The organism is Anaeromyxobacter sp. SG66 (assembly GCF_022690805.1).
GTDB classification, from domain to species: Bacteria; Myxococcota; Myxococcia; order Myxococcales; family Anaeromyxobacteraceae; genus Anaeromyxobacter; species Anaeromyxobacter soli.
Genome location: NZ_JALCZC010000034.1, coordinates 14,282 through 40,094, shown reverse-complemented (window position 1 = coordinate 40,094; position 25,813 = coordinate 14,282). Strand labels below are relative to the sequence as shown.

At 75.2% G+C, this 25,813-nt stretch carries 16 protein-coding genes; 5 read left to right on the top strand and 11 right to left on the bottom strand.

Features of this window, described 5'->3' with window-relative positions; all coding sequences use genetic code 11:
• Positions 1–23: 23 nt before the first annotated feature.
• The gene (locus MNZ39_RS11815) at positions 24–3,698 is read left to right on the top strand and encodes a DUF3683 domain-containing protein (RefSeq protein WP_242338641.1); all 3,675 of its coding nucleotides are present in this window, start codon (positions 24–26) and stop codon (positions 3,696–3,698) included.
• Between the two features lie 324 nt (positions 3,699–4,022).
• Positions 4,023–5,369 carry an NADP-specific glutamate dehydrogenase gene (gene gdhA / locus MNZ39_RS11810; protein ID WP_242338639.1) on the top strand — a complete coding sequence of 449 codons (1,347 nt, stop codon included), beginning with the start codon at positions 4,023–4,025 and terminating at the stop codon, positions 5,367–5,369.
• A gap of 376 nt (positions 5,370–5,745) precedes the next feature.
• Here gdhA and MNZ39_RS11805 read toward each other — a convergent pair whose 3' ends face one another.
• A complete protein-coding gene (locus tag MNZ39_RS11805; RefSeq protein WP_242338637.1) occupies positions 5,746–7,647 on the bottom strand; it encodes a GAF domain-containing protein in 1,902 nt (633 codons plus the stop codon).
• Positions 7,648–7,766: 119 nt separating this feature from the next.
• Between MNZ39_RS11805 and MNZ39_RS11800 the strand changes: the two genes are divergently transcribed.
• Positions 7,767–9,446, top strand: coding sequence for an acyl-CoA dehydrogenase family protein (locus MNZ39_RS11800; protein ID WP_242338636.1), 1,680 nt, complete (start codon positions 7,767–7,769; stop codon positions 9,444–9,446).
• Positions 9,447–9,613: 167 nt separating this feature from the next.
• Positions 9,614–9,844, top strand: coding sequence for a transcriptional regulator (locus MNZ39_RS11795; protein WP_242338634.1), 231 nt, complete (start codon positions 9,614–9,616; stop codon positions 9,842–9,844).
• Between the two features lie 13 nt (positions 9,845–9,857).
• On the opposite strand, the gene MNZ39_RS11790 is transcribed toward MNZ39_RS11795, so the two are convergent.
• Positions 9,858–11,267, bottom strand: a complete 1,410-nt coding sequence (locus MNZ39_RS11790; RefSeq protein ID WP_242338632.1) for an NAD-dependent succinate-semialdehyde dehydrogenase — start codon at positions 11,265–11,267, stop codon at positions 9,858–9,860.
• A gap of 48 nt (positions 11,268–11,315) precedes the next feature.
• Here MNZ39_RS11790 and MNZ39_RS11785 point away from each other — a divergent pair, with 48 nt between their 5' ends.
• Entirely contained in the window at positions 11,316–11,957 is a 642-nt protein-coding gene (locus MNZ39_RS11785) for a type II CAAX prenyl endopeptidase Rce1 family protein (protein WP_242338630.1), read from the top strand.
• Positions 11,958–12,011: 54 nt separating this feature from the next.
• Here MNZ39_RS11785 and MNZ39_RS11780 read toward each other — a convergent pair whose 3' ends face one another.
• The 9 genes from MNZ39_RS11780 to MNZ39_RS11740 form a co-directional block, all read right to left on the bottom strand.
• The gene (locus tag MNZ39_RS11780; RefSeq protein WP_242338628.1) at positions 12,012–13,682 is read right to left on the bottom strand and encodes an ATP-binding protein; all 1,671 of its coding nucleotides are present in this window, start codon (positions 13,680–13,682) and stop codon (positions 12,012–12,014) included.
• A 4-nt stretch (positions 13,683–13,686) separates the two neighbouring features.
• Positions 13,687–14,736: an NAD(P)H-binding protein gene (locus MNZ39_RS11775; protein ID WP_242338626.1), complete on the bottom strand. Its 1,050-nt coding sequence runs from the start codon at positions 14,734–14,736 to the stop codon at positions 13,687–13,689.
• Between the two features lie 38 nt (positions 14,737–14,774).
• Positions 14,775–16,241 carry a deoxyribodipyrimidine photolyase gene (locus MNZ39_RS11770; RefSeq protein WP_242338625.1) on the bottom strand — a complete coding sequence of 489 codons (1,467 nt, stop codon included), beginning with the start codon at positions 16,239–16,241 and terminating at the stop codon, positions 14,775–14,777.
• A 5-nt stretch (positions 16,242–16,246) separates the two neighbouring features.
• Complete coding sequence (locus tag MNZ39_RS24935; RefSeq protein WP_242338623.1) at positions 16,247–17,203, bottom strand: DUF523 and DUF1722 domain-containing protein; 957 nt, start codon at positions 17,201–17,203, stop codon at positions 16,247–16,249.
• 60 nt (positions 17,204–17,263) lie between these two features.
• A complete protein-coding gene (locus MNZ39_RS11760) occupies positions 17,264–18,361 on the bottom strand; it encodes a YihY/virulence factor BrkB family protein (RefSeq protein WP_374109404.1) in 1,098 nt (365 codons plus the stop codon).
• Positions 18,362–18,553: 192 nt separating this feature from the next.
• Positions 18,554–18,712 (bottom strand): hypothetical protein, encoded by a 159-nt coding sequence (locus tag MNZ39_RS11755; protein WP_242338619.1) that lies wholly within the window; start codon positions 18,710–18,712, stop codon positions 18,554–18,556.
• Between the two features lie 22 nt (positions 18,713–18,734).
• Positions 18,735–20,909, bottom strand: coding sequence for a bifunctional alpha,alpha-trehalose-phosphate synthase (UDP-forming)/trehalose-phosphatase (locus MNZ39_RS11750; protein ID WP_242338617.1), 2,175 nt, complete (start codon positions 20,907–20,909; stop codon positions 18,735–18,737).
• Positions 20,910–21,185: 276 nt separating this feature from the next.
• Positions 21,186–22,775 carry a S8 family serine peptidase gene (locus MNZ39_RS11745; RefSeq protein ID WP_242338615.1) on the bottom strand — a complete coding sequence of 530 codons (1,590 nt, stop codon included), beginning with the start codon at positions 22,773–22,775 and terminating at the stop codon, positions 21,186–21,188.
• Between the two features lie 205 nt (positions 22,776–22,980).
• Complete coding sequence (locus MNZ39_RS11740) at positions 22,981–25,809, bottom strand: Hsp70 family protein (protein ID WP_242338614.1); 2,829 nt, start codon at positions 25,807–25,809, stop codon at positions 22,981–22,983.
• Positions 25,810–25,813 lie beyond the last annotated feature (4 nt).

Sequence of the window (25,813 nt, the reverse complement as noted above, 5' to 3'; positions counted from 1 at the left end):
CCTGCTACCTTGAGGTGCTTCACATGCAGCGCCCCATCCTCGAAGCCGCGCTCGCCCCCGCTCCCGCCGTCCGGGAGATCCCCTTCAACTACACGTCCGCCGACGACCGGGCGGCGATCTCCCAGCTCCTCGGCCCGGAGCTGTGGGCGAAGCTCGAGGAGCTCCGCAGCCTCCGCGTCACCGGGCGCAGCGCCCGCCTGCTGATGCGGTTCTTCGGCGAGCTGCTCATCCATCGGCGGAACGCGTTCCTCTTCCAGGAGCTCGTGGACTCGGGGGCGCGCCGGCGCCGGTTCTTCCGCAACATCGAGAAGGACCTCGGCCTCGTCGGGCGGAACGCGAACGGCGAGCCGCGCGTGACGGAGGTGCTCGGCGCCTGCCGGAAGCTGCTCGTCGCCTTCCGCGCGGACGTCGAGGGCGCGGGCGAGCTGCGCGGCCGCATGCTGCGCGTGCTCGGCGCGGTGGTCGGCAAGGACAACGTCCTCTTCGACCCGTTCACGCTCGTCTCGCACGCGACCGACGCGACCGACTGGCGCCTCCACCTGCCCGTCGCCGTCGTGATGCCCGACGACGAGCGGCAGGTCGCGCCGCTCCTCGCCGCCATCGGCGGCCTCGGGCTCAAGGCGATCCCGCGCGGCGCCGGCACCGGCCTCACCGGCGGCGCCGTCCCCCTGCGGCCCGGCTGCGTGGTCGTGAACACCGAGAAGCTGAACCGGATCCGCGGGATCGCGGACCGGCCCTTCCGGCTCGGCGACGGGCGCGAGGCGACCGCCAAGGTGGTCGAGCTCGAGGCGGGGGTCGTCACCGAGCGCGCGATGGAGCACGCCGGCGAGCGCGGCCTCGTGTTCGCGACCGACCCGACGAGCGCGTGGGCCTGCACCATCGGCGGCAACATCGCGGAGAACGCGGGCGGCAAGGACTGCGTCCTGTGGGGCACCTGCATCGACAACCTGGTGTCGTGGCGGATCGCGATGCCCTCGGGCCGCCAGTGGACGGTGCGCCGCGTCGATCACCGCCTGCGCAAGATCCTGCCGGAGGACCCCGTCACGTTCGACGTCGTCGAGGACGATGGCCGGCTCGTGAAGCGGATCGCCCTCACCGGCGCCGACATCCGCAAGAAGGGGCTGTGGAAGGACATCACCAACAAGGCGCTCGGCGGCGTCCCGGGCCTGCAGAAGGAGGGCACCGACGGCGTCATCACCTCCGCCGAGTTCGTCCTCTACCCGGAGTACGAGGCGAAGCGCACGCTCTGCCTCGAGTTCTTCGGGCCCGACTTCGACGAGGCCTCGCGCGTCATCCTCCAGCTCGCCCGGGCCTTCCCCTTCCCCGACGGCGGCAAGGAGGCCCTCACCGCCCTGGAGCACTTCGACGACGAGTACGTCCGCGCCATCGACTACAAGGTGAAGGCGCCGCGGCCGGAGACGCCGAAGGCGGTGCTGCTCGTGGACGTGGTGGGCCACTCGGGCGAGGAGGCCGCGCGCGGCGTGGACCGGATCCGCCGCATCCTCGACGAGCACCCGAACACCGAGCTCTTCGAGGCGCGCGACGCGGCGGAGGCGAAGCGCTTCTGGGCGGACCGCAAGAAGCTCGGCGCGATCGCCCGCCGGACGAACGCCTTCAAGATGAACGAGGACGTCGTCCTCCCGCTCGAGGCGCTCGCCGAGTTCGCGCGCTTCATCGAGGCGACGAACGTCGAGGAGGAGCGGCACGCGCAGCGGCGGTTCGTCGAGCGCGCCGAGGAGATCCTGCGCGTCGCCCCGCCGCCGAAGGACGACCCCGAGTGGCTCGCGCGCAAGATCCCCGCGGCGCTGGCGCGCTGCGCCGCCGCGATGGCGGCCCTCGACGGCGCGGACGCGCGGGCGCTCCGCGCGCTCGAGGCGATCGAGGCCCTCAGGCGCGAGCTCGGCCAGCTCGTCCGCGGCTACGCCGGGCTCCTCGCCGCGCTCGACAAGGCGCACCGCGAGGTGCGCGACCGGCTCGTCGTGCTCGCCACCCACATGCACGCCGGCGACGGCAACGTGCACGTGAACGTGCCGGTGCTCTCGAACGACCGGCCGATGCTCCGCCGCGCCGAGGAGGTCATCGACGGCGTGATGGCCAAGGTGATCGCGCTCGGCGGCGTCGTCTCCGGCGAGCACGGCATCGGCGTCACGAAGCTCAAGTACCTCGAGCCCGAGCGCATCCGGGAGCTCGCCGCCCACCGCCGCGAGGTCGATCCGGGCGGGCTCATGAACCCCGGCAAGCTCGAGGACCTCGACGTCCTCGGCCAGGTGTTCACCCCCTCGTTCAACCTCCTCGAGCTCGAGGCGCGCATCCTCCAGCACGGCCAGCTCGAGGCGCTCGCGAAGGCCATCGCGCACTGCGTCCGCTGCGGCAAGTGCAAGGCGGACTGCTGCGTCTACCACCCCGCGCGCGGGATGTTCTTCCACCCGCGCAACAAGAACCTCGCCATCGGCGCGCTCATCGAGGCGCTCCTCTACGACGCGCAGCGCGAGCGCTCGACCCAGTTCGAGCTCCTCCGCTGGCTGGAGGAGGTGGCCGACCACTGCACCATCTGCCACAAGTGCGCGAAGCCCTGCCCGGTGGACATCGACTCCGGCGAGGTGTCGGTGCTCGAGCGCGAGATCCTCGCGAGCTGGGGCTACAAGCGCACCAGCGTGGCGACGCGCGCGACGCTCGCCTACCTCGACAGCCGGTCGCCCGCCGCGAACGCCGCCTTCCACGGCGGTCTCGTGCGGCTCGGCGGCGCGATCCAGCGCGCCGCCTGCGCCGTCGCGGCGCCGCTCCAGCCCGAGGACGCCCGCCGCGCCCCGTACGCGCTCCAGGTGCTGCGCTCGCCGGTGCCCCCCGTGCCCGCCGAGACGCTGCGCGACGTGCTCCCGCCCTGCGAGCAGGATCAGGTGCTCGTGCTCGAGCCGGAGGGCGGGGACGCCGAGCGGAGCGTCTTCTACTTCCCGGGCTGCGGCTCGGAGCGGCTCTACTCGCACGTGTCGATGGCCGCGCTGCACGTGCTCGTCTCGCTCGGCGTGCGGGTCGTCGTCCCGCCGCCGTTCCTGTGCTGCGGCTTCCCGGCCCACGCGAACGCGAAGGCGGAGCAGCACTCGCAGACCGTGCTCCGCGACACCATCCTCTTCAGCCAGATCCGCGAGATGTTCAGCTACCTCGCGTTCGACGGCTGCGTGGTCACCTGCGGCACCTGCCGCGAGGGGCTCGAGGCGATGGAGGCCGGGAAGCTCTTCGGCGGGCGCATCGTGGACGTCGCGCGCTACGCCGCCGAGCGCGGCCTCTCGCTCGCGCCGGCCGCTCCCGGCGAGGCGCCGGTCCTCTACCACGCGCCCTGCCACGACTCGCTCGACGGCGAGGCGGGCGCGGTGCTCGCGCGCATCGGCGGGTTCGGCAAGGTGGAGGCGGTGCCGCACTGCTGCTCGGAGGCGGGGACGCTCGCCCTCTCGCGGCCCGACATCACCGACGCCATGCTCCACCGCAAGCGCGAGGCGATCGCCGAGGCGATCGAGGGTCGCCCTCGCGGCGCGGTGGTGCTGACGAACTGCCCCTCCTGCGTGCAGGGGCTCGGGCGCAACGCCGCGCTCGGCGTCGAGCCGAAGCACCTCGCGATCGCGCTCGCCGAGCGGCTCACCGGGCCGGACTGGCGCGAGCGGTTCCGCGCGCAGGCGGCGCGGGCGGCGGCGGTGCATTTCTGACACGGGGGGACTGCGTCCCCCGCCCCTGCTCGGCGGGGCCCGTGAACCTGCGCGCCCGCTTTCGCGGGTGCGCGCAGGTTCCCCGCCGGAGGGCTTCGCCCCTCCCGCGCTTCGCGCGGGGCCCTCCCGCGAATTGTCCTGTGCTGCGTCCCCGCGGCGCCCGGCTCGGCTCGGGTGCGCTCCAGCGCGCACCGCTGAGCACGCACGCTTTGCATTCTCGCGGCGTGACCCCGGACACAGAGTCCGTGGTCGCCGCGCCTGCGATTCGGGCAGACTGCCTCGCTTCCGGGCAGGGATCGCGCCCAAGCCCCAAGGAGCAGTCAAATGGTCATGAAGGACGAGAAGCTGGAGTCGATCTACCAGGACGTGCTGCGTCGCAACCCCGGCGAGGCCGAGTTCCACCAGGCAGCGCGGGAGGTCCTCGAGTCGGTCGGACCCGTGCTGGCGAAGTACCCCGAGTTCCGCGAGCGCAAGATCATCGAGCGGATCATCGAGCCCGAGCGGCAGATCATCTTCCGCGTGCCGTGGCAGGACGACAAGGGCGAGGTCCACGTCAACCGCGGGTTCCGCGTGCAGTACAACAGCGCGCTCGGCCCGTACAAGGGCGGGCTCCGCTTCCACCCGTCGGTCTACCTCGGGATCATCAAGTTCCTGGGGTTCGAGCAGATCTTCAAGAACGCGCTCACCGGGCTGCCCATCGGCGGCGGCAAGGGCGGCTCGGACTTCGACCCGAAGGGCAAGTCGGACGACGAGATCATGCGCTTCTGCCAGAGCTTCATGACCGAGCTCTGGCGGTACATCGGTGAGCACACCGACGTCCCCGCCGGCGACATCGGCGTGGGCGGCCGCGAGATCGGCTACCTGTACGGTCAGTTCAAGCGGCTCACCTCGCGGTACGAGGCGGGCGTCCTCACCGGCAAGGGGCTCGACTACGGCGGCTCGCTCGTGCGCACCGAGGCGACGGGCTACGGCGCCACCTTCTTCGTCGAGGAGATGCTCAAGGTCCGCAAGGACTCGTTCGACGGCAAGCGCTGCGTCGTCTCCGGCTCCGGCAACGTCGCGATCTACACCGTCGAGAAGATCCACCAGCTCGGCGGCAAGGTCGTCGCCTGCTCCGACTCGAACGGCTACATCCTCGACGAGAAGGGCATCGACGTCGAGCTCCTGAAGCAGCTCAAGGAGCAGGAGCGCCGGCGCATCAAGGACTACGTCGAGTACCGCAAGCACGCGCGCTACGTCGACGGCGGCAACATCTGGGAGGTCCCCTGCCAGGTGGCCATGCCGTCCGCGACGCAGAACGAGATCAACGGCAAGGACGCCGCCCTGCTCGTGAAGAACGGCTGCATCGCCGTCGGCGAGGGCGCGAACATGCCGACCACGCCGGAGGGCATCCAGGTGTTCCTCCAGGCGGGCATCGCCTACGGCCCGGGCAAGGCCGCGAACGCCGGCGGCGTCGCCACCTCCGCGCTCGAGATGCAGCAGAACGCGTCCCGCGACTCGTGGACCTTCGAGTACACGGAGAAGCGGCTCGCCAACATCATGAAGAACATCCACCAGACCTGCTTCGAGACGGCCGAGGAGTTCGGCGCCAAGGGCAACTACGTCGTCGGCGCGAACATCGCGGGCTTCATCAAGGTCGCGAAGGCGATGGTGGCGCACGGGTTGATCTGATCTCACGGGGGCTGCGCCCCCGCCCCGTCGCCGGCTGACCGCCGTCGACGGGGTCCCCACCCCTGCTCGGCGGGGCCCGTGAACGGTCGCGCCCGCTTCGCGGGTTCGCGACCGTTCCCCGCCGGGAGGGACTGCGTCCCTCCCCGTCGCTTCGCGACGGGGCCCCTCCCTGCGGTCGTCGACGGCTGACCGCCGTCGACGGGGTCCCAGCGGTCATGCCGGGGGGACGCACGAGGCCGCGTCCCCCCGGTCCCCCGCTCGCTCCGGCGCAGCCTCATCCGGCTGCGCCTGCGCTCGCCAGTACCCCGGCCTTCCGCCCGCCGCGAAGGCTCCCGGCCGGGAAGCGCCCGTCGTAGACCGCCGGGAGCGGCGACGCTCACCCGGCGCGCAACGGCTCCTCGACGACGAGGACCCCCACGCCCACGATCGCGCCGCCGACGCGGACCGGGAACCAGCTCTCTCGCCAGCGGCGGCTCGTGCCCGGCGCGGCGGGGGTCTCCCCCAGCGTCACCGACTCGATCGACCGCCCGGTCTCGAGCACCGTCCTGAACCTGACCGCGAGCTGCTCTCCGGGGAGGCCCGGCAGCACCTGCAGCGGCGTCCGGCCCAGGTGCGCGGCCGCGGGGACGCCGTTCATCGCCTCGAGGCGCGCGTTCACGCGCGTGTAGCGCATCTCGCGGTCGAAGAGCGCGAGCGCCACCGGGGCCGCGCCGAACAGCGCGTCGAGCACCCCCGCGCTCCACTCGGTCTCGAGCCGGCTCCTCGCCACGGCCTCGTAGAGCCGGGCCCGCGCCAGCGCCTCCGCGCAGGGCGACGCGACGAGCCGCACGAAGGCGCGATCGTCGTCGTCGATCGCGCGCTCCTCCGGGAACGGCACGGTCAGCGCCCCGAGCGTCTCGCCCGACGCGAGCAGCGGCACCGCCGCCCAGGCGCCCTGCGCCTCTCGCGCCGGATCGGCGGCCTCCGCCGGGAAGCGCGCCTCGAGCTCCGCCCGCGACGAGAGCCACACCGCGCGTCCGGTGCGCACCACCTCGGCCGCCAGGGTGGGCGCGTCGATCGGGAAGACCGTGCGCGCCGCGCCGCCGCGCGGCACGTGCGTGAGCCGGTCGGCGCGGTCGAGGGCGTGCAGCTCCGCGCCCGCGGCGCCGATCGCCGCCATGGAGCCGGCGGCGATCTCCGCGACGTCGGTGGCCGTGGCCGCGCCGGAGAGCGCGGAGGCCGTGGACTGCACGCGCGCGAGCCGGCCTGCGAGCCGCCGCTGGGCGTCGAAGACGCGCGCCCGCTCGAGGGCCTGGGCGCACTGCTGGATGAGGGCGAGGGCGTCGTTGCGGGCGTCCTCGCCGAGCGGGCGCGCCACGTCGAGCCCGAGGACGACGACGCCGGCGTCCCGGCCCTCGACCCGCAGCGGCACCGCCGCCCACGGCTCCCCGGCGGGATCGAGCGCAGCCCCGAGCGCCGGCGACGCGGCCGAGATCGCCTCGCGACCCGCGATCCAGCGCGGCGCGTCCTCCGGTGGCGGCGCCGCCACGCGCGCGAGCGCAGCGCCGGCGACGCCCTGCGCCAGCACGAGCTCGAGCTCACCCGTCGCGCCCCGGTGGAGCACCGCCCCGCCGCGCGCGCCCATCGCGATGAGCTCGCGGAGCGCGATGGCCGCGACCTCCTCGGGCGTCACCGCCGCCGACAGCTCCGACGTCGCGCGCTGGAGGCGGGTGATGCGCTCGGTGAGCTGCCGCTGGACGTCGTACAGGCGCGCCCGGTCGAGCGCCTGCGCGCACTGCTGCGTCACCGCCTCGATGAGCGCGCGCTCGTCCGCGTCGAAGGCGCGGGGCCGCGAGAACCGGAGCCCGATCGCGCCCCGCCGGCGGTCCAGCACGAGCGGGACCGACGCCCAGGCACGATCCCCCTCCTCCGCCGCGAGGTCCGCCGCCGCCGGATACCGGGCCGCGATCTCCGCGGGGTCGCGCAGCCACACCGGCGCGCCGGTGCGGAAGGCGTCGACCTGCGGCACGGTCGCGTCCGGACCGACCCTCCGGTACCGGTCGCGGAAGCGCTCCGAGAGCCCGACCGAGGCGACGAGCTCGAGCACCTCCGGCTCCCGCTCCAGGAAGAGCGAGACCGCGCGGGCCCCGACGAGCGCGAGCCCGCGCTCGAGCACGATCGCGGCGACGTCCTCCCGGGTGATGGCGCCCGCGAGCGCCACGCCGAGCGCGTGCAGCTCCTCGTAGCGAGCGAGGCGCTGCGCCAGGGAATCGGACGAGTTGCTGGGGGAGCGCGGCACCACCTGCCGCAGGATTATCAGGTCCGTGAGAGGGCCAGCGGTCCTGATCGGGCTCTGCCCCCCGGCGCGCCCGCGCGGCGCGCGCCGCTCCCCGTCCCTGGCGTTACAGACCGCTCACCATGGCCTTCTACCAGGACCCACCTCGCCTCTCGAACGCGTACCTCGCGGACCCGCTGCTGCGCGAGCTCGTCGCCCGCGCGCTCCCCGGGGCGCTCCAGGACATCGAGCCCGAGCTCACGCACCTCGGCGAGCTCTCCGCGGGCCGGCTGTTCGCTCAGCAGGCCGCGGAGCGGCACCTCGAGCCGCGCGTCGAGCACTGGGACGCGTGGGGCCGGCGGGTGGACCGCATCGAGGTCACCCCGCTCTGGCGCGAGGCCGCCGCGCTCGCGGCGCGGCACGGCCTCGTCGCCGCGGCGTACGAGCGGCGCCACGGGCCGGCGTCGCGCGTGTACCAGCTCGCGCTCGTCCACGTGCTCGAGCCGTCGCTCGACGTGTACGCCTGCCCGCTCGCCATGACCGACGGCGCGGCGCGGGCGCTCCTCGACGGGGGCAACGCCGCGCTCGTCGAGCGCGCGCTGCCGCGCCTCACCTCGCGCGATCCCGACCGCATGTGGACGAGCGGCCAGTGGATGACGGAGCGCACCGGCGGCTCCGACGTGTCCCTCACCGAGACCGTCGCGCGCCGCGACGGCGACGGCTGGCGCCTCTTCGGCACGAAGTGGTTCTCGTCGGCGACGACCGCGGAGATGGCGCTCGCGCTCGCCCGGCCGGAGGGCGCGCCCGCGGGATCGCGGGGGCTCGCGCTCTTCTACCTGGAGACGCGCGAGGCGGACGGGACGACGAACGCTGTTTTCGTGAACCGGCTGAAGGACAAGCTCGGCACGCGGAAGCTCCCCACCGCGGAGCTCACGCTCGACGGCGCCCGCGCGGTGCCCGTGGCAGGGCTGTCGGGCGGCGTCCGCGCCATCGCGCCGATGCTCACGGTGACCCGCACCTGGAACGCGATCGCCGCGGTCGCCGGCATGCAGCGCGCGCTCGCGCTCGCGCGCGACTTCGCCCGCCGCCGGACCGCCTTCGGCGCTCCGCTCGCGCAGAAGCCGCTCCACGCCGACACGCTCGCCGGCCTCGAGGCGGAGCGCGAGGGGGCGGCCCTCCTCGCGTTCCGCGCGGCGGCGCTCCTCGGCGCGACGGAGGCGGGCGCGGCGAGCCCCCCGGAGCAGCTCGCGCTGCGCGCCCTGACGCCGCTCGCGAAGCTCACGACCGGGAAGCAGGCGGTCGCGATCGCCTCGGAGGCGCTCGAGTGCTTCGGCGGTGCGGGCTACGTGGAGGACACGGGGCTGCCGCGGCTCCTCCGCGACGCCCAGGTGCTCCCGGTGTGGGAGGGGACCACGAACGTGCTCGCGCTCGACGTCCTGCGCGCGCTCGCCGGCGAGGGCGTCCCGGAGGCCCTGACGGCGGAGATCGTCGGGCACCTCGAGGCGGCCCGGGATCCCGCGCTCCGACCCGCGGTGGAGGCAGGCCGCGCCGCCCTCGAGCACGCCCGCACCTGGCTCGGCGCCGCGGCAGGCCCCGCCCTCGAGGCGGGCGCCCGCCGGTTCTCGCTCACCCTCGGCCGCACCCTCGAGCTCGCGCTCCTCGTGTCCCATGCCCAGTGGTGCCTCGATCACGGGCGCGGCCCGCGCGCCGCCGCCGCGGCGCGTCGCCTCGCGCGGCACGGGGTGGACCTCGTCGTGGAGGAGCCGGGGGCGGAGGAGCTCGCGCTGCTCACCGGGCCGGCCGCGGACGGGGGCGCAGGCTGAGCGCGCGAAGACGCTCCCCTCTCGACCCCTCCTCGCCCCTGCTACGCTGGCATTTCCATGCCCGCGACCCGCTCCCCTCCTCGGGCCCCCCGCCCCGCGCCGCGACCCTCCGCGACGCGCTGCGCCGCGCGCTCCGCGCGGGCCCCGCCACGGCGAAGGAGCTGTCGATGGACGTGGGGCTGCGCGAGCGTGACGTCGCCGAGCACCTCGCCCACCTGGCGCGGTCGCTCGAGCACCGCGGGGAGAAGCTCGTCGTCGAGCCCGCGAGCTGCGTCGCCTGCGGCTTCGTGTTCGAGGACCGCTCGCGCCTCACGCGCCCGGGGGCCTGCCCGAGGTGCCGCAGCACCCGGATCGACCCGCCGGTGTTCCGGATCGAGGGGGCGGGAGAGGACGGATGAGCGGCCGGAGCGGCTACTCCATCGCCTCGCCGCTCGAGACGGGGTGCGCCGGATCCTCCTGCACCACCACCGCCTTCACGTTCACGAACTCGCGGATGCCCTCGCGCGCGAGCTCGCGGCCGTAGCCGGAGCGCTTCACGCCGCCGAAGGGGAGGCGCGGGTCGGAGGCGACCATCGCGTTCACGAAGGTCGCGCCCGCCGCGAGGTCGTCGATGAACCGGCGGCGCTCCTCGGCGTCGTTCGTCCACACGCTCGAGCCGAGGCCGAACGGGACGTCGTTCGCGACGGCGATCGCCTCGTCCACGCTCCGCACGCGGTACAGCGCCGCGACCGGCCCGAAGATCTCCTCGCGGTAGGCGGGCGACGACGGGGGGATGCCCGTGAGGACGGTGGGCGGATAGTAGGCGCCCCGGCGCGCGAGCGGCGCCCCGCCGACGAGCACGCGCGCGCCTGCCTTCACCGCCGCGGCCACCTGCGCGACGAGCTTGTCGCGCTCCGCCTGGCTCGAGAGCGGCCCGACGTCCGTTCCCGGCTCCATCGGGTCGCCCACCTTCAGCTCCGCCATGCGGGCGACGAACGCCTGCGCGAAGCGATCGAAGACGGCGTCGTGGACGATGAAGCGCTTCGCGGCGATGCAGGACTGACCGTTGTTGATGGTCCGCGCGGTCACGGCGGTCGCGACCGCGTGCTCGAGGTTCGCGCTCGGCATGACCACGAAGGGATCGCTCCCGCCGAGCTCGAGCACGGTCTTCTTGATGACTCGCCCCGCGGTCGAGGCGACCGCCGCCCCCGCCGCCTCGCTGCCGGTCAGGGTCGCGGCCGCGACGCGGTCGTCCTCGACGATGCGCGCGACGCGGGAGGAGCCGACGAGGAGCGCCTGGAACGCGCCCTCCGGGAAGCCTGCCTCGCGAAAGACCTCCTCGATCGCGAGCGAGCACTGCGGCACGTTCGAGGCGTGCTTGAGGAGCCCGACGTTGCCGGCCATGAGCGCGGGCGCGGCGAAGCGAAAGACCTGCCAGAACGGGAAGTTCCACGGCATGACCGCCAGGACCGGGCCGATCGGGAGGAAGCGGACGAAGGACCGCGTCGCGGCGGCCTTCACCTCCTCGTCGGCGAGGAAGCGCTCCGCGTTCTCCGCGTAATAGCGGCAGACCCAGGCGCACTTCTCCGCCTCGCCGACGGCCGAGCGGAGCGTCTTGCCCATCTCGAGCGTCATCGTCCGCGCCCAGTGATCCTTGCGACGGTCGAGCACGTCGGCCGCGCGGGTCATGAGCGCCGCGCGCTCCGCGAGCGGCCGGAGGCGCCAGCTCCGGAACGTGTCGGCGGCCCGCGCGAGCTTCGCCTCGAGCTCGGCGTCGGTGAGCTCGTCGAAGCGGGCGAGCACCTCGCCCGTGGCGGGGTTCACGGACGACATCGTGGCCATGAGATCCCTTCCTTTCCGCGCGTCGAACTTCGGCGGTAATGTCGGTGCGTGTCCCATAGCACGGAGCGAGCGACGTCGCCGCGCCCCTGGCACGTGATCGCGGCGTCGGCCGCGACCGCGCTGTGGGCCGGGCTCGTCGCCTGGAGCCCGCCCGACTTCTTCAGGATCGCGGCGCCCTTCAGCGTCGCCTGGATAGCCCTCTCCGCGACCGCCGCGCCGCCCGGCCTCTCCGCGCGCCTGCGGCCGCGCGCCGCGGACGTCGCGCTCGGGCTCGGGACCGGCGCGCTGCTGTACGGGCTCACGCGGGCGTTTCTCTGGGTGACGTGCGGCGGCCTCTCCGAGGCGCTCTGCAGGCCCCTCGTCGAGATGTACGTCCGGTTCGAGCCGCGCGCGCTCTTCCCGGCGCTCGCGCTCCTCCTGCTCGTCGCGCCCGCCGAGGAGCTGTTCTGGCGAGGGGTCGTGCAGGCCCGGCTCTCTGCGCGGCTCGGCGCGGGCCGGGCGGTGGCGCTCGCGACCGCGCTCGCGGTGACGGTCGCGCTCGCGAGCGGCGAGCCGTTCCTCGCCCTCGCGACGCTCCCGACCTACGCGCTCTGGGGCGCGCTCGCCGCGTGGCGCGGCAGCCTCGTGCCGGCCATCGTGAGCCACGCGACGTGGAGCGTCCTGGTCGCCTCGCTCGCCCCGCCCGTGTGATCACGAGGGCGGCGCGCGGACCCGCGGCGCCGCGCCGGGCCGCCGCGGGCGGCGTCACGCGGCGCCGCGCGGAGGGCCCGCCACCGGCAGGGTGAACCAGAAGAGGCTCCCCGCGCCGAGCCGGCTCTCGACGCCGATCCTCCCGCCGTGCGCCTCCACGATCGCGCGCGAGATCGCGAGGCCGAGGCCCGTCCCGCGGTACGCCGCGTCTGCGCCCCGGCGGTACGGCTCGAAGATCTCCCCGAGCTGGTCGGGGGCGATGCCGGGCCCGGTGTCCGCGACGGCGAACCGGACCGCCGCCTCCTGCACGTCGGCGCGGACCCCGATCCTCCCGCCCGCGCGCGTCACCTTCACCGCGTTCGAGACGAGGTTCCCGATGACCTGCAGGACGCGATCGTGATCCGCGCGGACGAGCGGGAGGTCCGGAGCGGCGTCGACGTCGAGCTCGACCCCGTGCTCGCGGACGACGGCCTGCATGGACTCGACCGCCTCGCGCACGAGCTCGCCGGGGCGCTGGGGCGCCGGCGCGACGGAGAGGCGACCCGCCTGGATGGCGGCCACGTCCAGCAGATCCCCGATGAGCCGCTCCATCCGGCCGGCGGACCTGCGGACGACCTCCGCGATCGAGCGCACCGCCTCGGGCGAGGCCGTGGCGGCGATGACCTTCAGGCGGTGAGCGCTCATGCTGATCGCGGAGAGCGGCGTCCGGAGATCGTGCGATACCACCGCGAGGATCTGCTCGCGCGCGCGCGTCTCGCGCCGCGCCGCCTCGAGCAGCCGGGCGTTCTCGATGGCGAGCGCGGCGCGCCGGGCCAGCTCGAGCGCGATCGGGACGGAGCGCTGGTCGAGGCGCCGGCCGGAGGTCGACATCCCGAAGGCGAACGCGCCGATCACGCCCGCCGGCCCGCGCAGCGGCACCGCCAGGTAGGAGCGGATGCCGAGCCGCTCGAGCATCGCCCGCCCCTCCGCGGTGGCGCCCACGCGCTCGGGGAAGCTCGGGTCCGCGTCCTCCACGAGCTCCGTCGTGCCCTCCCGCAGGACGCGCCCGAGCCCCCGCGGCGCCTCGAGGTCGATCGGGTACCGCTCCAGCACCTCGCGGGCGAGCGCGCGGCGGTCGGGATCGGCCGTGTACACGGCGACGCGCTCGAGCCGCGGGCCCGGCTCGAGGAGCACGAGGGCGCACCAGTCGGAGAAGTCCGGCACCGCGAGCTCCGTCGCCCGCTCGAGCCGGGCCGTGAGCTCCGGCTCGGCGGCGAGCTCGTCGCTCACCCGGGACAGCAGCGCGAGCTCCTGCGCGCGAGAGGCGAAGAACCGCTCCCGCACCTCCGCCGCGGATCGCGCCGCCTCGGTGACGGCCTCGTGCAGCGCCCGCTCGAGCGCCGCGAGCGGCTCCACCGCCAGCGCGCCCGCGTCCGCCCAGGCGCGCACGATGCAGCCGCGCAGCGCGGACAGCTCCGCGATCACCGTCTCGACGTCCACGCCCTGCGCGGCGCGGCTGCGGCCGTGCTCGCGGGGATCGCCCTCGGGTTCGCCGCCCGCGAGCTCCGCGGCGACTCGATCCAGGATCGACGGGACGTCGTCCCGCAGCGCGGCGCGGTCGAGCCCGCGCGCGCCGGGGAGCGCGCGCGCCGCCGCCTCCCACGCGCGCAGGATGTCCTCCCTCCGGGCGCGGAGCACCTCGCCGGCGGTCACGGCGACGCTCGCAGGTGAGCCGTCGCGAGGCATCGGGTCAGCCCCGACGCGGATGCGGGGTGGGAGGGGCGGCGGCGGCCGGCGCGGCGAGCCGGCGTTGCCGGGGCGCGAGGCGGTCGACGAGGGCCTCCTCGGCGGAGACGACCCACCCGCGCGCGCCCCGAGGGCGCCGCCCCGCGTCCGTCGCGAGCGCCCGCCGCGCGGCGTCCTCGAACCGCGTGCGGGGCGGGAGCGACGCGAGCGCCCAGTAGCGATCGTCGCGCGGGAGGAGATCGTGCGAGAGCCCCTGCACGAGCTCGCGCACCACCTCCCAGGGCGCGTCCGAGACGAGCTTGAGCCACAGCGCGGAGACCCGCGGATGCGGGAGCGGCGCATCGATGGCCGGCAGCGCGCGGCCGCGCAGGGCCGCGACGCGCTCGAGGATCTCGCGCACCGAGAGCACCTCGGGGCCCGGGAGGTCGTACCAGGCGCTCTCGGGGAGCGGTACGTCGAGCGCGGCGACGAGCGCCCGGACCACGTCCTCCACCGCGATCGGGCAGGACCTCGACCGGGCCCAGGCCGGCAGCACCATCACCGGGAGCCGCATCGCCAGGTCCCGCACGATCCGCCAGGAGGCGCTGCCCGGGCCGACGATCATGGATGCGCGGAGCTCGAGCGCCGGCACACGGCCGGCGCGCAGGATCTCGCCCACCGCGAGCCGGCTCGCAAGGTGCCTCGATGGGCGGCCACGCGGCGCGACGCCGCCGAGGTAGACGATCCGGCCGACGCCCGCGTGCTCGGCCTCGCGCGCGAACGCGGCGGCGGACCGCCGCTCCGCCTCGACGTAGTCTTCACGCCCGCTCCCCATGCCGTGGACGAGGAAGTACGCCGCGCCGACGCCGCGCAGGACTGCCGGGAGGTCCGCCGGCCGCATCACGTCCGCGCGCACCCACTCGACTCCCGGGGTGCGATCGACCGGGCGGGAGCGGGTCGTCGCGCGGACGGCGATCCCGGACGCGAGGAGCGCGGGGACGAGCGCCCGCCCGACGAACCCGGTGGCGCCGGTGACGAGGACCGATCCCCCATCGATCTTCGCAGGCCCGCTCACACGGGAACTCTGCGATCCCGGACCGCGGCGCGCATGCCTCACCCGGGCCCGTGGCGAGCGAGGTAGTGCGTGACCGCCCATTTCCTCGCGCTGCGCTCGCTCGACATGTACCGGACCTTCCCGAAGATCGGCCGCTCGGGTCCCCAGGGCCGGTCGTAGCGGCCGAAGCACCACAGCACCCCCGACGCCGAGTTCGGATCGCGACCGTCGAGCGCAAGGCGATCGTTCAGCTCGAGCGCGACCGCGAGGGCAGCGCGCGGCGTGGGCGACCACTCGAGGATCTTCTTTCCCCACAGCATACGCAGCGCGTTGTGGATGATCCCCTCGGTCCGGAGCTGGCGCTGCGCCGCGTTCCACAGCGGATCGTGCGTCTCGGCGGCGGCGAGGACCTCGGGGCCGTAGAGTCGCGGGCGCGGATCGCTCGCGTGCGAGGCGAGGGTCGACCGCGCCCACTCCGGGAGCGAGGAGTACTCGCGGTGATCCGGGCGCGCGGCGCAGGTCGCGAACCCCAGCTCGCGCCAGGTGACGAGCTGATCGAGGAACGCCTCCGCCGCCTCGGACACGCCCCAGTACCCCGCGCGCCCGCCCGTCGCGGCCGGCGCGAGCAGCGCCGGCGTCCAGCCCTCGCGCCGCAGCACCGCTCCCAGCACCTCGAAGGAGGACAGGTGCCCGAAGTGAAGCCAGGGGGAGAGCCCGCTCGTGACGCCCTCCTCGTCGGGATCGTTGCGGCCCTCCGCGTAGCGGGGCAGCCCGTCGCGGAGCCAGCGCGCGAGGCGGTCGCCGGCGGCGCGGGCGCCACCGCGCGCGGCGGCCCGGGAGACGTGGTGATCGATGGGCAGCGCCCGGAGCGTGCGCTCCGGCCGCGCGAGCACCTCGAGGTCCGCCGCCGGCCAGCGCGCGGTGATGGCCCTGGGGAGGGCGGCGAGCGACGGAAGGCCGGTCCGCGCGAGCGGGTCTGCCACGGGGAGCCGGTCCAGCCACGTCGGGAGGAGCCGCTGCAGGTGACGCCGGTACGCCCGAGCGGTCGGGAAGTCCTTGCCGGCGAGCCGGAACGGAACGATGCAGCTTCCGTCCACCGCCTCGAGGCGCACGTCGAGCCCCTCCGCGGCCGCGGCGAGCATGCGAGGGAGGAAGGAGGTCGGGAAGTCGTCCGTGACGACGACGCACGCGCGCGCGGCGAGCGCCTCGAGGAGGCCCACCCCCTCCCCCGCCGCGCCCTCGACGTAGGCGTGGTGGAGCGCGCGCCCGGCGACCCTCTCGGCGTTGTCCGCCATGCCCTGCATCACGAACGCGTGCAGCCGATCGCTCGCGTACGGGTAACCGGCGCTGAGCGCCTCGAGGACGGCGACGGGCTTGCCGAGCTCGCGGGCGAGCTCCACCGCGCGCTCGAGCGCGGGGTTGAAGCGCACGCGTCGGGCGACCGTCATCCAGTAGAGCACGAGCGTCCGCTCGCGCCGGACGGGGGCGGCGTTGACGGCGCGGACGCGCTCCAGGGGGACGGCCACGGCGTTCAGACCCGGTTCCGGAGCATGAGCTCCTTCGGATCCGGATCGAGGTAGGTCTGGCCGGCGAGGTACGCGACCCCCTGCCGGCGCACGTGGTGACGGATGAGCGTCTGCGGGACGACGAGCGGGACGAGGCCGCGCGCGTAATCGTGGACGACGTCCTCGAGCTCCTTGCGGTCGTCCTTCTCGAGCGCGTCGCGGAAGTAGCCGAGCATGTGCTGGAGCACGTTCACGTGCCGGCCGCGCGTCGCCGGCACCCGCAGGGCGTCCATGAAGCCGCGCCCGTAGGCCTCCACGACCGCCGCTCCGGAGGCCTTCGCCTGGCCCGCGACGAGCGCGCCGAGCCGGCGGTAGGCGGCGGGGCTGTGGGCGAGCAGCGCGAGCTTGTGAGCGGTGTGGAAGGCGACGAGCTCCCGGCGCCGCATCCCGGCCGCGACCGCCGCCTTCCAGCGGGTGAAGGCGAAGATCCGCTCGACGAAGCTCTCGCGGAGCGCCGGGTCGTTGAGCCGCCCCTCCTCCTCCACCGGCAGGAGCGGCAGCCGCTCGAGGAGCACGCGCGCGAACGCGCCGACGCCGTCGCGTCGAGGCGCGCCGCCCGCCGCAGGGTAGACGCGCACGCGCTCCATGCCGCACGAGGGTGAGTCCTTCTTGGTGACGAACCCGGCGAGGTCGAGCCCCGCGAGCTCCGCGACGCGCGTCTCGGCGAAGCGCCGCATCGCCGCCGTATGGTCCTCGCCGCTCCGCTCCGCGACGAGGCGCGGCGAGGAGGCGGCCCCCACGAGCCGGATCGGCTCGCGCGGCACAGCCATGCCGACCTCCAGCTCGGGGCAGACGGGCACCCACTCGACGAAGTCGCCGAGGACGTCCACGAGGAACGCGTCGCGCTTGTGCTGGCCGTCGTAGCGGACCTTCCGGCCGAGGAGGCAGGAGGAGACGCCGAGGCGGGGCCGGGCCGTCTTCACGGGCGGATCGTACGCGCTGCGGGCGCGGAGCGCACCTCCACCGGGCCGCGCAGCGGCTCGTCAGGACGGACGGCGCGCCAGCAGCACCCCGGCCGCGAAGCCGGTGGCGATCGCCAGGACTCCTCGCAGGCGCGGACGATCCTGCGGCGGACCCCCGCGTGCGTAGGCCGGTGCCGTGACCCCACCCCGGGCGAGCGCGCCCTCGGCGGTCGGCGCGACCCCGGCCGCCGCGGCCGCCCCGGGGGCGGCGCCGGTCGGGATGGGCTCCTTGCCCGGGAGGACGGCGGCCGGCGTCGTGCCCGTGTCGGACTTCCGCTTCGCGCCCTGCCGCTTGCCCTCCGGCGAGCGGTGCTCGATGAGGGCGTTCGCCTCCGCGCCGACGAGCATCACGAGCGCGGAGATCCACATCCAGAGCAGGAGCACGATGACGCCGGCGAGCGGGCCGTACGTCTTGTCGTAGCTGCCGAAGCTCGTCACGTACTTCGAGAAGCCCCAGGAGGCGAGCACCCACACGACCACGCCGAACACCGAGCCCGGGGTGATGAACCGGAACTTCTGCTCGACGTCGGGCAGCACGTAGTAGGCCAGCGCCCAGAGCAGCATCATGAGGAGGCCCGCCACCGGCAGGCGCAGCCAGGTGATGGCGGTGCCGATCGGCCCGCCGAGCCACTCCGCGAGCGGCGCCGCTGCGACCGCCACCAGCGCGGCGACGAGCGCGAGGGCGCCCGACACGAGCGTCATGAGGATCGCGAGGCCGCGCACCTTCCAGAACGGCCGCCCCTCCTTCACGTCATAGGCGGTGTTCAGCGCGCGCATGAGCGCGGTGACGCCGCCCGACGCGGCCCAGACGGCGGCGACGGCGCCGAAGCCGAGCAGGGTGACGTTCTGCTGCTGGCCGAGCTCGCGGATCCGATCGCTGATGATCTGCGTCACCGGACCGGGCGCCACGCGCCCGAGCTCCTGCACCATGCGCTCGGCGTCCGACGGCTGGATGACGAGGCTCGCGAGCGCGACGAGGAACAGCACGAAGGGAAACAGCGACAGCACCCCGTAGTACGTGACCGTCGCGGCGATGTCCGTGACCTGGTCCTTCGACAGCTCGGCCGCGAGACCCTTCCCGAACTCCTTCCAGCTCATTCCCTTTCCCGGCAGACGCACGGCGCACCCCCCCTCGACGCACCGGAAATCTGGTCATCCGCGCCCGCCGGGGTCGCGCTCGGCCCGGGCCGGCGCCCCGCACCCTGGACGCGGATCGCCCGGCCGCCGCGCTTGCCGGCGTGCGCCCGGACGCACCCCTCGGCGAGGCCCAGGCCGGCCCGGGAGGCGGCGCCGGCATCCCCGGGCGAGCCGTCAGCGCCGGCGAGAGCGTCCGCGCCGGCTCGCCGCGGACTCGACGAGGAACCAGACGAGGAACACGACCGCGACCGGCACGAACAGCCGCGGCTTCCGCGCGACGATCGCGATCACGGCGGCGACGAGCAAGGCGAGCGGCCAGCTGATGCGGAGCATGCCGCAGCATCATACCCGCGAGTCAGCGCGCGTCGGCGATGTCTGCGAGCAGCGCCCGCGCCGCCCGGAAGTCGGCGATCCTGAGCGGCGCCCGGCTGGGCCCGGGGCCCACGTGGACGGCCGCGCTCCCCGGCGGCAGCGCCGCGAAGAGATCCTCGTCGGTCCGGTCGTCCCCGAGCGCGACCACGAGCGCCTCCGGGCCGGCGCGCCCGATCGCGGCGGTGACCGCGCGGCCCTTGTGGATCCCCTGGGGCCGCACCTCGATGACCTTGTCTCCGGGGAGGATCTCGACCGGCACGTTCGCGAGGAGCGTCCGGAGGTCCAGCGTGAGCTCCTTCGCCTGGGCGGCGGCGTACTCGGGATCGGCGGTGCGGTAGTGCCACGCGACCCCGACGGTCTTCTCCTCGACCACGGAGCCGGGCGTCCGCTCCGCGAACTCCCGCAGGACGGCGAGCACGGGCTCGCGCCAGGCGACCGCCGGCACCTCGGCGCCCTGCCACTCGCCGCCGGGCGCGCGCGACCAGAACCCGTGCTCGGCGTGGAGACCCACCGGGAGCGCGCCGAGCCAGCGCTGGAGCGTGCCGCGCGTGCGGCCGCTCACGACGTCCACCTGGGTCCGCGGCCGCGCCGCCAGGCGGCGGAGCAGATCGAGCAGCGCGCCGTCCGGCGCGGCGAGCTCCGGCGTCGGCGCGAACGGGACGAGCGTGCCGTCGTAGTCGAGGAGCAGCGCCAGCCGCGGCGCCGCCCGGGCGCGCTCCACGAGCGACCGGACCGCCTGCGGCGGCGAGAGCGCGAGCGCCTCGCCCGGCGTGCCGACCCGCTCCAGGCGCGCCAGGAACGCGCGAGTCCAGGCGTGGACGTCGTAGCCGAACACCCGCTGGCGCAGGGCAGCCATGCGCGTCCTGCGCTCCTCCTCGGGCAGCGTCAGCGCGCGGTGGAAGGCGGCCGCCGTCTGCTGGACGTCGTAGGGGTTCACGAGGAGCGCCTCCGCGAGCTCGGCGGCGGCACCGGCGAGCTCCGAGAGGACGAGGACGCCGTCGCCGTCGGGCCGCGAGGCGACGAACTCCTTCGCGACCAGGTTCATCCCGTCGCGCAGCGGGGTCACGAGCACCGCGTCCGCCGCCCGGTAGAGGGCGACGATCTCGGCCTGGGAGAGCCCCCGGTACAGGTAGTGGATGGGGGACCAGGCGGGCGTGGCGAACTCGCCGTGGATGCGCCCGACGAGCGCGTCCACCTCGTCGCGGTACTCGCGGTAGGCCTCGACGTTCTCGCGCGAGGGGACGGCGACCTGCACGAGCCGGACGCGCTCGCGCAGCTCGGGGTGCGCGCGCAGCATCGCCTCGAACGCGAGCAGGCGGCGCGGGATGCCCTTCGAGTAGTCGAGCCGGTCCACGCCGACGAGGAGCTGCTCGCCGGGCACCCGGTGCGCGTGCGCGACGGCCCGCACCTCCGGGGTCTCCGCGAGCTCCGCCAGCTGCGCCGCGTCGATGCCCATGGGGAAGACCCCGAGCCGCACCTCGCGCTCGCCCCAGGGGATCCGGTCCACCTCGCTCGCGGCGCCGAGCAGGCGCAGCACCGACGACGCGAAGTGGCGCAGGTACGTGGCGGTGTGGAAGCCCACGAGGTCCGCGCCGAGCAACCCCTCGAGGATTCGCTCGCGCTGCGGCAGCACGCGGAAGATCTCCGAGGACGGGAACGGGATGTGGAGGAAGAAGCCGATCCGCGCGTCCGGGATCCGCTCGCGCAGGAGGCGCGGCACGAGCATGAGCTGGTAGTCGTGGATCCAGACCAGATCGCCCGGCCGGTGGTGCGCGGCGACGGCGTCGGCGAACCGCGCGTTCACCGCCTCGTAGACGTCGAAGTCGCGCACCTCCTGCGGGAGGCGCGCGACCGAGTAGTGGAAGAGCGGCCAGAGGACGCCGTTCGAGTAGCCCTCGTAGTAGCGCGCGACCTCCTCGGGGGAGAGCGCCACGGGGGCGAGGCGGAGCTCGGCGAGCCGCCGCTCCACCTCCGCGCGCCCGTCTGCCGAGAGCCCCGTCAGGTCCCCGGGCCACCCGATCCAGAGCCCGCCGAGCCGCTCGTGCGGGCCGCTCATGCCGGTGGCGAGCCCGCCCGTGCTGGGCGCGACGGACACCGCGCCGTCCTCGGCCTTGACGGTCACGGGCAGGCGATTGGAGACGATGAGGAGGCGGGGCATCCGGCGGCGAGGCGGCGCGACGGAGCGCGCCTTGCTGGAAAGCTAAGGCGGGCCGTGCCCGGCCGCCTGCCATCGCGAAGCCCCGCCACGGGAGGGCCGCGCGCGCGGGGTGCGTCGCCGGCGGGCCTCCCGAGGGCCGGGGGGCGCGAGTCACGTGCCTCCGAGAGGTTCGGGAACGCCCCCGGCGCTCGTCGCCCGAGGATCCGGCCCGGACGAAGAAGGGGCCACGCGGCAGCGCGCGTGGCCCCTTCGATCCCATCGCCTCCCGAGGCGAGGCTATTTCACCTGACAGCTCCCGAGCCCCAGGCTCACGAGCGCGTCCTTCGCCTGGACGATGCCGTAGCCGTAGCTCGTGTCGCGTCCGGCGGCGCCGACGTCCTTCGCGGTCGCGTCGAGCGCGTTGCGGATCTGCGCCGCCGTCCACGCCGGGTTGCAGCTCCAGACGAGCGCGGCCACCGCAGAGACGTGCGGGGTGGCCATTGACGTGCCGTCCCAGGCCTCGTAGCCGCTCGAGGGCGCCTCGAAGCTGCTCACGACGAGCCCGCTCGAGCCGGCGTGCCCCAGGGCGGCGGCGCCGTCCTGGCAGCTCAAAGTGATCGCCGGGAGGCTGGACGTGACGCCCGTGCCGAGCGTGCCGCTGAAGACGCCGCAGGTCGCGTCGCTCGTGACGTTGTTGTAGATGGCGGCCGCGACGCCGCCGCCGGCCAGGACGTTGCTCACCTTGTCGGCGAAGGAGTTGGTGCCCCGCTGGCACAGCACGACCCGGCCCGCCCATCCGCCGGGCGCCGTGCACTGGCCGCCGTCCACCACGTTGCCCGAGACGCCCGTCGTGCGGGCGGCGCCCTCGATGCGCCCCCCGAACCAGGCGACGCCGTCGGCCGCGAGCGAGTTCCGGTCGTACCACGGGACCGTGGAGAGGACCGCCACGCCGGGCGCGGCGATCTCCACGTCGCGATTCGTCTGGGAGAAGCTGGCGTGCGTCTCGTTCGCGTCCACCGCCGCGACCGACATCACGGAGTCGTAGCCGGCCGGGTAGGACGTCGTCTTGTTCCCGGCGTTCCCCGCCGCCGCGATGCTGAGCACGCCCTGCTTGTAGGCGTTCGCGAACGCGCGGTCCTCGGTGCGGCTGCGGGCGCCGCCGCCGAGGCTCATGCTGACCACGTTGGCGCCGGCGGCCACGCACTTGTTGAGCGCGTCGACGAGCGTCGAGGAGTAGGTCCAGCCGCAGTTGCCCCCGTCGACGAGCGCGTCGTCACCGAACACCTTCACGATGTGGAGCAGAACGCCCGGGTTCGCGCCCACGACGCCCACGTTTCCGGCGATGGCGGAGATCGTCCCGGCGACGTGCGAGCCGTGGCCGCAGCTGTCCTTGTCCCAGCTCCCCGAGCCCGTGTCGGTCGTGTTCGCGGTCACCTCGCCCGTCGTCGGGTCCTTCAGATCCTCGTGCTGCCAGGAGTAGCCCGAGTCGATGATGCAGACCTTGCGGCTCGCGGCGCTCGTCGAGGTGACGAGGTTCGCCTGCACCATCTGGATCCCGTACGGCAGGGTCTCGTTCCCCGTCGCGACGTCGTTCCAGAGCGCGTACGGCTCGCGGGTCGCGTCCACCTCGATGTACTCGATGTTCGGGTTCCGGCCGAGCGCGTCCACGGCGCGATCGGGGATCACCGCGGCGGCCGCGTTCTGGGGCCCGAGTGACAGCACGACCCGCGCCCCCGCCGCGCGCAGCGCCGCGTTCGCTCCGGCCGCGCTGCCCGGTCTGAAGGCGACGATGTAGCGGCCCTCCGCCTGGGCCGCCGACGCCAGGCCCGGACCGGCTGCTGCGAGGACCGCGGCGACGACTGCACCGCAGAGCTTGTGTCCGTTCACGTGTTCTCTCCTGTGAGGGTTTGCGCGCGAGTCCTGGCGACTCACCGAGGCGCTGCCGCGAAGCAGCGTCCGGGCAGTGTGACATGGGAGACGGCAGCGGACTCAATCCCCCCGCGCGGGGCCGATGCGCTCTGCGTGAACCCGATCGGACGCGCGCCTCCGGGAATACTCGCGACCGCGAGCCCGACCGGGCGACGCCCGCCCCCTACGTCACGCCCGGCGCCTGCTCCTCGGAGGCGCCGGCTTCGACGAGCCGCAGCCCCGCCGGGAGGCTCTCGCCGAAGATCCGCTGCTCCTCCTCCTCGGTGGCCTCCGCGACCTCGCGGACCGCGCGCGACGTCTCCGCCGGCGCGCCGCCTTCGGCGAGGGCCGCGAGCACGCGGGCGCGGAGCTCCTCGGGCACGTCGCGCACGCGATCGCCGCTGCGTCGGGCGAGCTGCGCGAGCGGGAACACGAGCTCGCGGCGCGGGACCGGGAGCGCGAGGAGCCGGGCGGTCCATGCGGCGGCGGTTTCGGCGGGCACCGCGAGGTGCGCGCTCGCGTGGAACGGCACGCGCGCGCCGAGCCGCCCGACGGACCAGAGGAGGTGCGGCGCCGGCCCCTCCGCCTCGACGCGCGCGAGGAGCCACTCCCCTGCCTCGACCTTTCGGCGAGGCTCCACCCGCTCGAGCGCGCCCAGGAGCCGGATCATCTCGTCCACCGCCTCCGGCTTCACGCCCGCCACCTTCGGCGGCGGCTTGCGCGGGTCGCGCGGCCGGACGAACGGCGCGACCGCGTCGAAGAGCCGCTCCTGGGCGACGGCGTCGAGGCCTCCCGCGATGCGCCGCCACATGACCCACCACGCTGCCCAGGCCCGCGGGTCGGCCTGGTACTGCAGGCCCTCGGCCCAGACGCTCCAGGTCTCGCCGGCGCGCCAGGGATCGAGCGGTGCGCCGAAGCCCGGGCGCAGGCAATAGCCGGTGAGCTGCAGCCAGACCCGCTCGTGGTCGGCGCTCCGCCGCCGCCGCGCCCGGCCCGCGTGCAGCGCCGCCCAGAGCTCGCGGACGAGCGGCGTGGACCAGGCCTCGCGCGGCCCGAGCAGCTTCTCGAGCGCGCGCGGCAGCCCCTTCACCTCCTTCTTCTCGACGGCCGCCCGCTTCCCGTAGAAGAGCTCGACCTGGGCGCGCGCCTCCTCCAGCTTGCGAGGCGCCTGCCCCACCTCGCTCCTCGCCTGGCTCGCGCCGCCCTCCCGCTCGTCCTCGGCCTGGCGGAGCGCCCGCAGCGAGAACTCGAGCTTCCAGCGCGCGTCGCGGTCGGTCGCCGCGCACCACAGCTCGAGCGTGCCGATCTCGGTCAGCGCCGCCTCGAGCCTCACCGGCACCTCGCCCGCCGCCGACCCCTCGGCGCGGAGCACCGTCTCGACCGGCGGCAGCGGGACGAGGTCGTCCGAGACCTCGACCACGTCGCCCGGGCGCTCGAGCCGCGCGCGGGCGGAGGCGAAGAGCGGGAAGCGCACCGGACGCCCCAGCGCGAGCGCGAACGGCCGCGGGACCGCGACCCGCGACCCCTCCTCCAGGTGGCGCGGCACGACGCACAGCGCGCGCTCGCCCTCCGGCGCGGCGATCCCCACGTAGAACGCCCGCGGGCTGCCGCCGCCGATGCGCAGGCCGATGCCGCGCCGGACGAGGGCGGCGTAGGCGGCGCCGCGGGCCACCGCGAGGTCGAGCGCGGGGCTCGCGAGCACCGTCACCGGCGGCGCGCCCGGGAACCAGGAGGAGACGATCGCGGCGAGGCGATCGCGCGCCTCGCGCGGCGTGAAGACCCCGCCGTTCACGAGGATCGCGTCGGGGCGCGCGAGCCCCCCCTTCGCGCCCGCCTCCGCGGCGTGCGCGGCGAGGAAGGCGGCGACGTGCCGGGGGATGGCCGGCTCCGGCTCGTAGGGCAGCCCCAGCTCGGCGAGGCCGGCGGTGCGCGGCGCCCGGCGAGGCCGCTCCTCCGCGCCCGTCCGAGGCAGGAACCCGTCGAGGAAGACGCGCCGCACCTCCTCGCGCGTGACCTCCGCGGACACGGCGCTCGCGACGAGCCGGCTGCCGCGGCCCACCACCGCGATCGGGAGCGCCTCCGGGCCGCCCTCCGTCATGAGCCGCTCCTTCGCGAGGCGGCAGGCGTGCACGAGCGAGGCGAACCGGCTCGCGTCGAGCCGCTCGCCGAGGCGCGCCTCCACGGCGCGCGCGAGCGCGAGGTCCACGTTGTCGCCGCCGAGCAGGAGGTGATCTCCCACCGCCAGCCGGGTGAAGACCGGGCGCCCGCCCTGGAGCTCCGCGCGCACGAGCGTGAGGTCGGTCGTGCCGCCGCCGACGTCCACCACGAGGACGATCCCGCCGCGGGCGATGGGGCGCACCTCGCCGGCGAGCTCGCCCGCGCCCGCGGCCGCCAGGGCGGCGCGGTGGCGGCTCGCCCAGTCGTGGAACGCCGCCGACGGCTCCTCGACGAGCACGACGCGCGGCAGCCCGGCCGCGCGCGCGGCGGAGAGGGTGAGCTCGCGCGCGACCTCGTCGAAGGAGGCCGGGACGGCGAGGACCAGCTCCTGCGCGGCGAGCGGCGCGCCCGGGTGGCCGTGATCCCACGCGTCGCGCAGGTGGCCGAGGTAGAGCGCCGACGCCTGCACCGGGGAGAGGCGCGGCACGCCCTCGGGCGCTCCCCAGGGGAGGATGGGCGCGGTCCGATCGGCGCGCGGGTTCGCGAGCCAGCTCTTCGCGGAGGTGACGAGCCGGCCCGGCACCCGCGCGCCCTGCTCGCGCGCGAGCTCGCCCACCACCACCGGACGCTCGCCCCACGGGAGCCGCGTCGCCTCCGGCGCGAGCTCCGGGCCCGGCAGGTAGGCGCACGAAGGCAAGAGGCGGCGCTCCCGGACCTCGCCGGGCGCGACGAGCTGCGGGATCGCGAACGGCTCGACCGCGTCCGCGAGGTCGCCGTCCCGCGCGAGATCCACCGCGGCGAGCGCGGAGTTCACCGTGCCGAGGTCGACGCCGACGAGGTAGCGCGCCTCCGCCATCGCC